This window comes from Hyphococcus flavus (assembly GCF_028748065.1).
GTDB lineage: Bacteria > Pseudomonadota > Alphaproteobacteria > Caulobacterales > Parvularculaceae > Hyphococcus > Hyphococcus flavus.
This window is the reverse complement of record NZ_CP118166.1, coordinates 3,460,532-3,472,649: the sequence shown is the minus strand read 5'-3', so window position 1 is coordinate 3,472,649 and position 12,118 is coordinate 3,460,532. Positions and strand designations below refer to the sequence as shown.

Sequence of the window (12,118 nt, the reverse complement as noted above, 5' to 3'; positions counted from 1 at the left end):
GGTTCCAATTCATTTTGCCGGTCCTCAAAAATTCCAAATAATAGTGGCAACCACGAAGCCGACTAACGCGCCCGCCCAATAGCTGCCGCCCCTGTACCAGTCTTCTTGATCTTTTCTGTGCATGTCGGTCGTTCCTTTTTCGGCCCGTACTCGGCCATCCATGGCCCCAAGAAAAGCACGGCGCATTCACCCATTCGGTGGTCGTCGAAAACATTATAGCTAAACTCCCAATCGCCGCCGCCTTCGAAACTATCAAGTTTTCGACCGAGGAATGAGCCGATCAGCATGAAAAAACGTCGCAATTCGACTGTCCTTCCGTGTCTTCTTCTTTCGAGCGCTCATTCGCCTCGGCGGCGCATGTCGAACACCATCCGGCGCCAATTTCGGTTTCGCAAAGTTCGCACATATCGGCGGTCCTTTCATTTCATCAAAGGGACTTTCAGCGATTGCATCTTGCACATCGGTTTCGAGTAGGGCGGCCGTGGTGATCGCGCTGTTCGGGTCAAGGGTCTGAGTCAGCAACATATCGCGGCATGGCGTACAGAACGGCCGTGGATCATTCGGGTCGAGCGGGGTGGTCTGGCATTCCGTGCATAGCCGTTTTTTGCTCATGTTGCCGGTCCTTGTTCTCTAATCAATTCTGCGGCTATCACGCCCGGCTTTTTCGCCGTCGATAGGGATGAGGCTGCGCGCTCCATTTCCGACTTCATCGCGCGTCTGAACTTGTCGCTTTGTATGCCAAAAGCCGCGCATCTCGCCTCTGCGGTTTCGACCTCACGAACGAGGTCGATCTGCTTGCGCAGCAACGGCATAACTGCGGCCACCCCGATGCTTCTTAAAATTTCAGATGCGCTTTCCGGCATGTAGCGGTCCTTTCTTAAATACCCACGCATCTTGTCTTAGAACGTACCAGCGCAGCCAGCTTGCCGGTTCTGAAAACAGGCTAGGCGGGCGGGCGCCCATCTCATTTAGCAGCCGAGCGAACTGAAGCGATGTTTTGCCGTTCTTGCGCATCACGGTCCTCCATTTTCGATTTCATAATCAGGATCGACCGGCTCGCAATCTGGCGGGGCGGCTCGCCCCATTTCAACAGCGCGATCCAGCTTTGTAGCCATTTCACGGATCAACTTGCCGACCGCCGCCGAACCCTTTGCGTTCCAAACCGTGCGTAAACCGAGCGCACCGGCAACCTCAAACTTGCCGAGGACGGGTCGGACTATGTCGATCCACTTGGCCGCTTCGCTCACTTTGCCGGTCCTTGTTTTTTGTCGTGCTGCGGCCATTGAATTGCGGCAGCGCGGCCGCGCAAAACCAGCCAAGCATCACGGATTAATTGCCACCAAGCCCCATAGTTTTCTTTTGTAATAGGAAGGGCTGGAACGACGACAGTTTGTCCGTCAATTTTGTGACCTGCGCGGGCGCCGTAGGCGATTAAATCTGTCATTTTGTGCGCCATGTTACAGTCCTCTATTGTTGTGTCGAGTTTGCGCGCTTGTGTATTGCATCAGCAAATTCTGATAACGCCCTCTTAAGTGATCGGTTAGATTTCCAGATGCCGGGAAGTTCCTTGCATGTAACAACAACTCGGCGATTAACCCGCTTGATGATAAGCGATAGTTCGTCCGGCACTGGGTCGCTAGCTTTCATAATTCGATTCTCCTAGTTTGCATTGCGCAGAAACCCTGCGTCCTCCTGTGTAAGCATCCACTCACCGAAAGCGGATTCCTATTTTCCGCAACTCGCGACAAGTGGTTTCCTATTTGCGGCCTTTGCCGCGCTTCAATTCTTTCTGGCGCTTCGCGTATTGTTCGCGGCGGACGCGCCAGCGGTCGGGATACTCCGCCCCATCCTCAAACTTTTTCCAATAGTTGCGCAGCGTGCCGTAGCTGACCTTTGCTTTCAGTTGTTTTTCAACGGCTTCCGACAATCGGCGCGGCGACATATCCGGGTCGGCCTGGATGGTGTCGATGCAATACTGCCAGATTTCCGGCGTGATTGCCGGCAAGCCGCCCATGACAACGCCTTCCGCCGCCTTCGCCGCCATGCCGGCCTTTGTACGTTCGGCGGTCATGTCGCGCTCCCACTCCGCCATTGAGGCGAAGATGTTGAACATGAAACGGCCGATTGGCGTAGTTGTATCAATGGCTTGCGTGAGAACGACCAGCTCGATCCCGTCTTCGCGAAATTCCTCCGCAAGCTTGATGAGGTCGATGACGTTGCGGCCAAGCCGGTCAAGTTTCCAGACGACAAGCGTGTCGCCGGTGCGGAGATCGGCGCGGCATTCCCGCCAGCCGTCACGGTTGAGATTTTTCCCGCTCTTTTTGTCTTCGTAAATTCGCTCGCATCCGCGCTCCTCAAGCGCCTGGCGCTGGAGCGTGAGATCCTGGTCGTCTGTCGAAACGCGTGCGTATCCGATGAGCATAAGGCCAATAGCGGGCGATTCCGGTGGAACGTCACCGCTGTAAAATTTGCTGTTATCGGGGGTAATAAATTACGGCTCATAAATTTTCTATTACCACCCTTGTTTATCAATAACAAGGGTGTTAAACAAGTTACGTTGAGTCTCGGGCGAGTGACGCCGATAGCGTCCACAAAGACAAGAGCGATTCCGGAGTGGCTGAGCCCGATAGGTCATTCCCCCAGCCAGGAGGGACACCCGGCGCGACGCGGAGCGTGAGACGGAATTACCTGGACGGCGGCAGACTGGGTTGTGTGCTTCTCGGCTGTTCGCTCTCCGCAGATTTTAAATGAGGAGGCGAGATGTCAGCGAGACTTAAAAAAGCATTGGCGCGCGTATCGGCCGCCGAAGATGCGGTCAACGCTGCGCTCCGAGAAGATTATCCGGTTGGCGCTTCTATCCGATGGGTTTGGAAAACGGGTGCGCAGGAAACGACAGGCCAAGTTTTAGGCCACTGCTACGGCGACCGCATTCGCGTTCTGAATCCGAACACCAATCGCGAGCAAGTCATTCATGCTCACAAGATCGTAAACTGAGGAGCCGCGATGGCCTGCGAACATAAGAACTTCCACTGCGCCGCGCACATTGGCCGTCTTTCTGATGAGGAAGGCGGGCCAATCACCGGATATGTCGCAGACTTGAAAATCGAGTGCGCGGACTGCGGTTTGCCGTTTCGTTTTGTCGGTTTGAACGCCGGGAATCATCACTCGGAGCCGCGCGTATCTATCGACGGGATTGAATTGCGGGCGCCGATTGAACCTGCGGAACATGAAAAATTCGCACCACGCGCGGAGTACACGCCGCGACCGTCGGCGAAGCATTAAACTAAGGAGGGCCGGTCTTGCGTGCCATAGACTGCATCGCCGCATTGGTTTTCTGTTTTACGCTCGGGCTTATTATTGCCCGGCTTATCAGTTGAGGCCGGACATGCGCCGAAAAGAAGATCAATGCAGCGCTTATTACAATAACGGCGGAGGCGATCTTGGTTGCACAAACGGCTTTCCGGTGAGTGCAATTTGCAGGGGCGCTTTGACTAAGTTTTGCGGCTGTCCGCAAGATGAAATCCCGGCCTGTCAACGTGAAGATTTAGGGCCCGCATGGGTCGATGAAAGCGGCGCGCCTTTCCGGCTGCGCCGGGATTCCTAGAGAGGGCCCCACAGTGACGTTGTCTTTTCCCTACAAAGCTAAGGTTAGATTTCACGGTGCAGAACTGTCGGCGGAAGTAATTCGCGAGTTGCCAGGCGATGAATGCCCGGATCGCGTGGAGGTAAAATTTCCTTGCGGAAACATCGTGAAAATAGACGCCGCGAATGTTGTCAAAGCCGTTTGCAAGAGATGTGGCGGTGACGGCTATGTCAGAACCGAAAAGTGAGGCCGGACCGATGACAGACTGGACACGCATAGTTTGGGAACAATCCAGGTCACAGCATGGGGCGCGGATCATGCTCTTATGGCTCGCGTTCAATGCAGATGAAAATGGCTACTACGAACGCACTATCAGTGATCTTGCGCGTGAGTTGAAAATACAACGCAGATGCGTACAGCGTTCACTAGATCAGCTTCTTTATTATAAGGAAGTTAAATACAACCAGCACCGGTCCAACCGGTCTGGACGATTGTTACGAAGGTTTGAAATTTTGCTGCGACCAGAGGCGGTCGCTAAAGCTGCATAAGAGGCCGGACCGATGACAGACTGGACACGCATAGTTTGGGAACAATCCAGGTCACAGCATGGGGCGCGGATCATGCTCTTATGGCTCGCGTTCAATGCAGATGAAAATGGCTACTACGAACGCACTATCAGTGATCTTGCGCGTGAGTTGAAAATACAACGCAGATGCGTACAGCGTTCACTAGATCAGCTTCTTTATTATAAGGAAGTTAAATACAACCAGCACCGGTCCAACCGGTCTGGACGATTGTTACGAAGGTTTGAAATTTTGCTGCGACCAGAGGCGGTCGCTAAAGCTGCATAAGAGGCCGGACCGATGACAGACTGGACACGCATAGTTTGGGAACAATCCAGGTCACAGCATGGGGCGCGGATCATGCTCTTATGGCTCGCGTTCAATGCAGATGAAAATGGCTACTACGAACGCACTATCAGTGATCTTGCGCGTGAGTTGAAAATACAACGCAGATGCGTACAGCGTTCACTAGATCAGCTTCTTTATTATAAGGAAGTTAAATACAACCAGCACCGGTCCAACCGGTCTGGACGATTGTTACGAAGGTTTGAAATTTTGCTGCGACCAGAGGCGGTCGCTAAAGCTGCATAAGAGGCCCGACAATGTTTCTTCTTCGCTGGATTATGTCACTACTTGGTCGCTGTCGGCATCCAAATTTTGACTTTGAATATTATGAACGCTGTCCCGATTGCGGCAAGAAATTGACGTGAGGCCGCTCAAAAGTTTTGCAATGCCGCCCTTAACCCATTGATTTTTATAGCGCCCGAAACGGTCAGTTTTGCAGGCAAGTGATTGATTTCTTTCGCTTGCAATAGTTTTCATAACCCTGAGGTCGCGAGTTCAAGTCTCGCCCCCGCTACCAAGCGCGTTTCGCAGATCATGCCGACGATCTGAAAGGCAATAACGATATTTTGTGCCTGACGAGGCCAGATATTATTCGCGAGCTGCTCGATGAATTTTACCGCGCCGGCGCAGATATCTGCGAAACGAATACATTCTCCGCCACGGTCATCGCGCAGGATGATTATAAGCTGTCCGAAGCCGACGTGCGCGATATCAATTTCGAAGGCGCGAAAATCGCGCGCGCACAAGCTGACGAATGGACGGCGAAAAGCCCGGCCAAACCACGATTTGTTGCCGGCTCCATTGGGCCGCTCAACAAAATGCTTTCCATGTCCTCAGATGTGAATGACCCTGGCGCACGCTTGGTGACGTTCGATCAGGTCTACGACGCCTATAAAACACAAATCAAAGCGCTTTATGAAGGCGGTGTTGATCTTTATTTGATCGAGACCATCACCGACACGCTGAACTGCAAGGCGGCGTTGAAAGTCATCATGGATCTCGAAGGGGAAGGCTATGAAAGACTTCCCATCTGGATCTCAGGCACGATTACCGACAAGTCTGGCCGCACGCTTTCGGGTCAGACCGTTGAAGCATTCTGGAATTCTGTCCGGCACGCAAAACCGTTTGCTGTCGGATTAAATTGCGCGCTTGGCGCCGCGTTGATGCGCCCGCATATCGCCGAGCTTGCCCGCGTCGCCGATACGCTTGTTGCGGCTTATCCGAATGCAGGTCTGCCCAACGCCTTTGGTGAATATGACGAAACGCCGGAGGAAACCTCTTCCATGCTTCGTGAATGGGCGGAGAGCGGTCTTGTCAATCTTCTAGGCGGTTGTTGTGGCACGACGCCGGCGCATATCTCCGCAATTGCGGAAGCAGCGGAAGGCCTCGCCCCGCGTAAAATTCCGTCGCAAGAAAACGCCATGCGCCTTTCTGGTCTTGAACCGTTCGAACTGGCGTAAGGCGCATGACCAATCAGACAGCTACTTTCGTCAACATTGGCGAGCGCACGAACGTCACCGGCTCCGCCGTCTTCCGGAAGATGATCACCGAAGGCCGCTACGCTGATGCGGTCGAGGTCGCGCGCCAGCAGGTTGAGAACGGCGCTCAAATCATCGACGTCAACATGGACGAGGGGATGCTCGACGGCGTCGCCGCCATGACAACATTCCTGAACCTGATCGCTGCCGAACCGGATATCGCTCGCGTTCCGGTGATGATCGATTCATCGAAATGGGAAGTGATCGAAGCAGGCCTCAAATGCGTGCAGGGCAAGGCGGTGGTCAATTCGATCTCACTGAAAGAAGGCGAAGAGCCTTTCCTGAAACAGGCCCGGATTATTCGCTCTTACGGCGCGGCGACCGTCGTCATGGCGTTCGATGAAAAAGGTCAGGCGGAAACAGCGGATGAAAAATTTCGCATCTGCAAGCGCGCTTATGATTTGCTGACGCAAAAAGCTGATTTTCCGCCGGAAGACATCATCTTTGATCCGAATATATTTGCTGTCGCCACCGGTATAGAAGAACATAATGACTACGCGCGTGCCTTTATCGATGCAGTCACCCGCATCAGAAAAGAACTGCCGGGCGCGCATGTTTCTGGCGGGTTGTCGAATGTGTCGTTTTCGTTTCGCGGCAACGAGCCGGTACGCCGCGCCATGCATTCGGTCTTTTTGTATCACGCGATCAAGGCCGGCATGGACATGGCGATCGTTAACGCCGGTCAGTTGGATATCTACGATGATATCGAGCCGGACCTGCGCGAACGCGTTGAGGATGTGATCCTTAACCGTCGTGATGACGCCACAGAACGGTTGCTGGAGATTGCCGAGCAATATCGCGGCAAGAAAGGCGAGAGCCAGAAGAAAGATTTAAGCTGGCGTGAAAAACCGGTGAATGCACGACTGTCCCATGCGCTCGTTCACGGCATTACCGAATTTATCGAGGAAGATACGGAAGAAGCGCGAGCCGCCGCTGAACGCCCGCTGCACGTGATCGAAGGTCCGCTCATGGACGGGATGAACATCGTTGGCGATCTCTTTGGCGACGGTAAAATGTTCCTGCCGCAGGTTGTCAAATCCGCGCGTGTCATGAAACAGGCGGTGGCATACCTCTTTCCCTACATGGAAGAGGAAAAAGAAAGGCTGGGTCTTGTCGGAAAATCCAACGGCAAGGTCGTCATGGCGACGGTGAAGGGCGATGTGCACGACATCGGCAAGAATATCGTCGGCGTTGTTCTGCAATGTAACGGCTACGAAGTCGTCGATCTGGGCGTCATGGTTCCGGCGGAAAAAATTCTCGACACGGCCGTCGAAGAAAACGCGGACATTGTTGGCTTGTCAGGCCTCATCACGCCGTCGCTCGATGAGATGGTATTTGTCGCATCCGAAATGCAGCGCCGGAAAATGGCGTTGCCGTTGCTGATCGGCGGGGCGACGACATCACCAGCACACACGGCGGTCAAGATCGAGCCCGGCTACAAAAATGCGCCGACATTGCATGTGGCTGACGCGAGCCGTGCGGTGGGCGTCGTATCATCGCTGCTTTCGGAAACGGAACGCCCGCGCGTGTGGGAGGAAACGAAGGCGAAGTTTGAACGCATTCGCGAGTCGCGCTCCGGCGGTGGACCGAAAGAGCGGCTTTCTATTACTGATGCCCGCGCCAACGCCTATCAGCCAGATTGGTCTCGCCATAATGGCGCACCTCCATCGTTCACTGGCGCACGCACAATTGATGACGTCAGCCTTGAGGACGTGCTGCCCTACATCGACTGGACGCCGTTCTTCATGAGCTGGGACATGAAGGGCCGGTATCCGCAAATTCTCGATGACCCGAGACGCGGCGAGGCGGCGCGATCTCTCTGGCATGACGGGCAGGAGATGCTTGAACAACTCGTCGCAGAAAAATGGCTAAAGCTGAAAGCATGTGTTGGATTTTGGCCGGCAAATGCTGACGGCGATGATGTTATTGTCTGGAGCGATGACGGGCGCTCAAAAGAACTTGCGCGTTTCCAAACCATTCGCCAGCAAATCAAAAAGGACGAGGGCGCCAATTACGCGCTTTCAGATTTTGTGAAACCAACAGGCGAGGGCGCCGATTGGGTTGGCGGCTTCTGTGTGACCGCCGGGCATGGCGAACTTGAAAAGTCAGATGCGTTCAAGAACGCCAATGATGATTATTCCGCCATTATGGTGAAGGCGTTGGCCGATCGTTTTGCCGAGGGGTTCGCGGAATATCTGCATGCGCGCGTGCGCCGTGAGTTGTGGGGCTATGCGCCTGATGAAAAATTTTCTCACGAAGAACTGATCGAAGAGAAATATGCAGGTATTCGTCCGGCGCCAGGTTATCCGGCGCAACCCGATCATACGGAAAAAGAAACGTTGTTCCGTCTGCTGGACGCGTCGGCGCGTGCAGGCGTTGAGTTGACGACCAGTTTCGCCATGACGCCGCCGGCGAGCGTATCGGGACTGTACTTCGCCCATCCGGAATCGAAATACTTCGCCGTAGGCCGTATCGAGAAAGACCAGGTCGAGGATTATGCGCGGCGCAAGGGTTGGGATCTGCGCACCGCTGAACGCTGGCTCGGCCCGGTTCTTAACTACACGCCCGGTGCGGACTAGCCGCCCGTTTCCTCTCGCTTTCGAATAGGATAAGACGAGCGAAAGCCGCGCAGGCGAAGAGAGGAAGCCGCCCGAGATGACCCTTTCGAAGGATTACGAGCACTGGATCAGAACATCATTCGTCGAAATGAATACGGCGCTTGAGGAAATTTACTTTGCCCGTGAGGCGCGTGAAAATGTCGAGGGCATTGGCGACGAAATAAAAACTCAGATCCGTGAAGAGGGGCACGAGTTCATCGTTCAACTTCTCGTGGAGGGGAACACCGACGAAGGATTTGAAAACGCCTTTGATTTACTTGGTGATGTAGGGCTCTACATGGCCTCGCTACGGCGCCATGAGGTCACGAACCCGGCGCGAGAAACGAAATCGCCACTGCACGAAGCCTCCGCACTAGCGATGCATATTTCATCTTTCCTCGGCGTCGTGCCGCGTTTTGCAACAGCGCATTTGACCACGCGCAATCGCGCCGTGAACGGAAAAATCAAAAGCTTCACGACTTTGCCGGATGAATACCTGTTTCTTGACTATAATCTCAGAAGCATTTTTGCGTTCAAGCGCGCGGCGGAGCTGTTGTCGCGTGTTCTGCCTTTAGGCGTCACGAATCCCGCAGCGGCGATCTTATTTGAAGACGCTGGCGACGCCTTGAGAGATGTCATCGAGTCGAACGACCTTCTGTTTAAAAAGCTGGACCGAGACCGTTTCTTTTACTGTGTGCGGCCTTACTACAAACCTTATAAGGTGGCGCGACAGGAATATCGGGGCGCCAATGGCGGCGATTTTTCCGGCATCAATGAAATTGATTTGCTGCTGGGCCTTTGTTCCGCTAACGACCCTTATTACTCGCAGTTGTTAGTCGAAAAAATGCTCTATATGGAGCCGCGCGATCAGATTTCCTTGCGCGAGTGTATGCGTCAGCGCAGTTTTCTGCTGCAGTTTCTCGATGCCGCGCCGGAAAACAAGAACGATCTGACTTTTAAGAAAAATGTCGAGGCGTATCTCAGTGTTTGTAAGCTCCACGGGACCACAGCGCGTCAGCATCATGATAAGCTGGTGAAGGATTATATCGAGAAGCCGTCAGCAGCGTTGACGCCTGAAAAATACAAACAAGTCACAGCGAGTGGTCCGCCTTTGGAAGAGTTGATGAGCGCATTGGAAATCTTGCGTGACATGCGTCTTGCGGTGGACCGGAAAAACATTCGTTCAGCCCATGATGATATGCAAAAATTGAGATCCTATGTCGGCGTGTGAGTGGATTTCCATTCAGAGCCGGGATTATGATCGTAAAATCGAAAACTTAATCAGTCTTCATCCCGTCAATACGAATTTTTGAGGCGAGCGCCTGTTTAATCCGTTCACGTTGTGCTTCAGTGCGGCTGTGCGCTTCTTGTTGCGCCTGATCGAGATGGCGTGCGTGGTTAGACAGGGCATCGAGGTAATATTGTGCGTTTATAAGCGCCGCGGGTTCGGTTTCCTTTGTTTCCGCCACTGACCCCATGCGATTTTGCAGCGCCTTTCTCTCTTCAGCCAACTGCGCCAGTTCATCCTTGATCGACGAAAGCTGATGCTTTTCGCGATCGACCTTGATCGCCGCGATTTTTTTCAGTTCCGCAAGCTGTTTCAATTTCTGATCAGGCCCCATGGGACTTCGCTTTCTGCCGCATCGTATCGGCGAAGTGGATCGCGGCGGCGACGGCTGCGTAGTGCTCGCGGTTGATTTCGTCGCCGATTTCTACGCTTGCATGGATTGCGCGGGCCGTCGGTGGGTCGGACCGGATCGGCACGCCGGACATGGTCGCCACTTCGCGAATCTTGGCGGCGACTTCATCGGTGCCTTTCGCGACGCAAACCGGCGCGGCGCCGCCCTTACGGTCCCATTTCAGGGCAACAGCGTAATGGGTCGGGTTGACGATCACAACATCAGCGTCTGGCACGTCTTTCATCATGCGATTACGCGCAATCGCCTGACCTTTTTCCCGGCGAGACTGCTTCATCGTCGGGTCGCCTTCTTGTTCTTTCGATTCTTTTTTGAGCTCTTCGAGGCTCATTTTCAGTTTCTTGGTGTGCTGATGTCGGCTCCAGGGCAAGTCGATCAAGGCGATCGCAACAGAAAAGAGGACAATCAGCCCGGCGAACATGACGCCTTCGCGAAGCAGTGATTGTGGCAGCGCTTGCGCTGGCAACAACGAGTCACTTGGCAATTGCGTAAACCGTGTTGCGAATATCGCACCAAACAGGATACAGATAATGATCAGTTTTGTTGCGCTTTTTGCAAACTCGGAAAGTCCGTCAGGTCCATATTTTTTCTTCGCATTCGATACCATCGACAGACGATTAAACTTCGGCTTGATTTTTTTCAGTGAGAAAGTGATCGATTGCTGGGCCAGAAGCGAGGCAATAACACCGAGCGCCGGTAGTGCAAAAAAAGCAACAGCGCCCTTTAGGCTAGACATTGAAAGCGATAAGATAAATCCGTCGCTATCGCCGCTAAAAGCTTGTGCGGCGAAAGTGGCGGGGTCGCGCAAGAGTTGCGACAACCCAAAGGCCAACGTCGCCGCTGCGCCGCCGCTGGCGAGTGCAATGGCAAGGTAAAATCCGATATAGGAGGCCGCGGCGTTAGCTTCTTTCGATTGGGCGACATCGCCGTCGTCACGCGCTTTTTGTATTCGCCCCGGCGTCGGGTCGTGTGACTTTTCCTGACCGTCTTCTGATTGACCTTCACTCATAGCCGCCCCGCGAAGAGATCAAAAAGAACATTCTGAAACCCTTCGAGCCACTCGAAGAGCAAGATAGGCGCGGCTGCAGCAAAAAGCGCAAGGCCAGCGAGCGTAATCGCCGGTGCGCCGACAAAGGCCGCCATAAGCTGCGGCATTGCCCGGCTGGCGGCGGCAAGAGCAAGCGAATAGAGAAAACCCAGAATGACGAAAGGCGACGACAACGCCAGGGCCTTGAACAAGGCTTCACCGACGCGGTTTGTCGACCATTCGCCGGTTTCTTCAGCACCGGGAAACATGCCGAACGGCAATGTTTCGTAAACATCTGCGATTGCGCCGACGAGATGAATATGCATGCCCGTCGCTGCGGCAAGTGCTACGCCAGCCATCACAAGAATGGCTGCAAATGGCGATTCAGAATCGAAGCCAACCGTTGGGCCAAACAGCTGCGCCAGGGACAAATGCTGCGCGGTGATGGCGCCAGCGATTTGCAAGGTGAAAACGAGGATGCGAAGACCAAAGCCGATGACGAGGCCCGATAAAGTTTCGGCTGCGTAAAGCGCGAGAATTTCAGCGGGTTGCTCCGGCGGACGCATGTCAGATGACAGCACCATTGGTGCGATAACAATCGTGATACAGATAGCCGCTGCAAGACGCACCCGCACCGGTATCGCCCGCTCACCAAGGCCCGGCGTTAGAAACACGATAGCCGAAATGCGAGAGAAGACCGCGCCGAGAAGCAGGATCATCGGCGCGCCAGCTTCCAATATCGGCAAGAGCGGCGCGGAGAAATCCATC

15 protein-coding genes and 1 pseudogene are annotated in these 12,118 nt (G+C 54.1%); 8 read left to right on the top strand and 8 right to left on the bottom strand.

The window, feature by feature from the left end; genetic code table 11:
- Nucleotides 1-62: 62 nt before the first annotated feature.
- The 5 genes from PUV54_RS16610 to PUV54_RS16590 form a co-directional block, all read right to left on the bottom strand.
- On the bottom strand, nucleotides 63-302 hold the full coding sequence (locus PUV54_RS16610; RefSeq protein WP_274493462.1) for a hypothetical protein: 240 nt from the start codon (nucleotides 300-302) through the stop codon (nucleotides 63-65).
- A gap of 306 nt (nucleotides 303-608) precedes the next feature.
- Nucleotides 609-863 (bottom strand): hypothetical protein, encoded by a 255-nt coding sequence (locus PUV54_RS16605; RefSeq protein WP_274493461.1) that lies wholly within the window; start codon nucleotides 861-863, stop codon nucleotides 609-611.
- 150 nt (nucleotides 864-1,013) lie between these two features.
- Nucleotides 1,014-1,247 carry a hypothetical protein gene (locus PUV54_RS16600; RefSeq protein WP_274493460.1) on the bottom strand — a complete coding sequence of 78 codons (234 nt, stop codon included), beginning with the start codon at nucleotides 1,245-1,247 and terminating at the stop codon, nucleotides 1,014-1,016.
- Nucleotides 1,244-1,456, bottom strand: a complete 213-nt coding sequence (locus PUV54_RS16595; RefSeq protein WP_274493459.1) for a hypothetical protein — start codon at nucleotides 1,454-1,456, stop codon at nucleotides 1,244-1,246. Before PUV54_RS16595 ends, PUV54_RS16600 begins: the two co-directional genes overlap by 4 nt.
- A 300-nt stretch (nucleotides 1,457-1,756) precedes the next feature.
- Entirely contained in the window at nucleotides 1,757-2,422 is a 666-nt protein-coding gene (locus PUV54_RS16590; RefSeq protein ID WP_274493458.1) for a recombinase family protein, read from the bottom strand.
- A 338-nt stretch (nucleotides 2,423-2,760) separates the two neighbouring features.
- Here PUV54_RS16590 and PUV54_RS16585 point away from each other — a divergent pair, with 338 nt between their 5' ends.
- The 8 genes and pseudogenes from PUV54_RS16585 to PUV54_RS16550 all read left to right on the top strand — a co-directional run bounded on the left by PUV54_RS16585 (nucleotide 2,761) and on the right by PUV54_RS16550 (nucleotide 9,857).
- Nucleotides 2,761-2,994 (top strand): hypothetical protein, encoded by a 234-nt coding sequence (locus tag PUV54_RS16585; protein WP_274493457.1) that lies wholly within the window; start codon nucleotides 2,761-2,763, stop codon nucleotides 2,992-2,994.
- A gap of 9 nt (nucleotides 2,995-3,003) precedes the next feature.
- The gene (locus PUV54_RS16580; protein WP_274493456.1) at nucleotides 3,004-3,282 is read left to right on the top strand and encodes a hypothetical protein; all 279 of its coding nucleotides are present in this window, start codon (nucleotides 3,004-3,006) and stop codon (nucleotides 3,280-3,282) included.
- Nucleotides 3,283-3,768: 486 nt separating this feature from the next.
- Entirely contained in the window at nucleotides 3,769-4,131 is a 363-nt protein-coding gene (locus tag PUV54_RS16575) for a hypothetical protein (RefSeq protein WP_274493455.1), read from the top strand.
- A gap of 72 nt (nucleotides 4,132-4,203) precedes the next feature.
- Nucleotides 4,204-4,434, top strand: a complete 231-nt coding sequence (locus PUV54_RS16570; protein WP_274493454.1) for a hypothetical protein — start codon at nucleotides 4,204-4,206, stop codon at nucleotides 4,432-4,434.
- A gap of 72 nt (nucleotides 4,435-4,506) precedes the next feature.
- Nucleotides 4,507-4,737 carry a hypothetical protein gene (locus PUV54_RS16565; protein WP_274493454.1) on the top strand — a complete coding sequence of 77 codons (231 nt, stop codon included), beginning with the start codon at nucleotides 4,507-4,509 and terminating at the stop codon, nucleotides 4,735-4,737.
- Between the two features lie 275 nt (nucleotides 4,738-5,012).
- Nucleotides 5,013-5,951, top strand: a pseudogene (locus PUV54_RS16560) (homocysteine S-methyltransferase family protein); the annotation flags it as partial.
- Nucleotides 5,952-5,956: 5 nt separating this feature from the next.
- A complete protein-coding gene (gene metH, locus PUV54_RS16555; RefSeq protein WP_274493452.1) occupies nucleotides 5,957-8,608 on the top strand; it encodes a methionine synthase in 2,652 nt (883 codons plus the stop codon).
- Between the two features lie 76 nt (nucleotides 8,609-8,684).
- The gene (locus tag PUV54_RS16550; RefSeq protein WP_274493451.1) at nucleotides 8,685-9,857 is read left to right on the top strand and encodes a PrnB family protein; all 1,173 of its coding nucleotides are present in this window, start codon (nucleotides 8,685-8,687) and stop codon (nucleotides 9,855-9,857) included.
- 46 nt (nucleotides 9,858-9,903) lie between these two features.
- Here PUV54_RS16550 and PUV54_RS16545 read toward each other — a convergent pair whose 3' ends face one another.
- From PUV54_RS16545 to PUV54_RS16535, 3 genes are read right to left on the bottom strand one after another with little or no spacing between them, the layout of a single operon-like run.
- Entirely contained in the window at nucleotides 9,904-10,248 is a 345-nt protein-coding gene (locus PUV54_RS16545; protein ID WP_274493450.1) for a hypothetical protein, read from the bottom strand.
- On the bottom strand, nucleotides 10,238-11,332 hold the full coding sequence (gene flhB, locus PUV54_RS16540) for a flagellar type III secretion system protein FlhB (RefSeq protein ID WP_274493449.1): 1,095 nt from the start codon (nucleotides 11,330-11,332) through the stop codon (nucleotides 10,238-10,240). Before flhB ends, PUV54_RS16545 begins: the two co-directional genes overlap by 11 nt.
- Nucleotides 11,329-12,117: a flagellar biosynthetic protein FliR gene (locus PUV54_RS16535; protein ID WP_274493448.1), complete on the bottom strand. Its 789-nt coding sequence runs from the start codon at nucleotides 12,115-12,117 to the stop codon at nucleotides 11,329-11,331. Before PUV54_RS16535 ends, flhB begins: the two co-directional genes overlap by 4 nt.
- Nucleotide 12,118 lies beyond the last annotated feature (1 nt).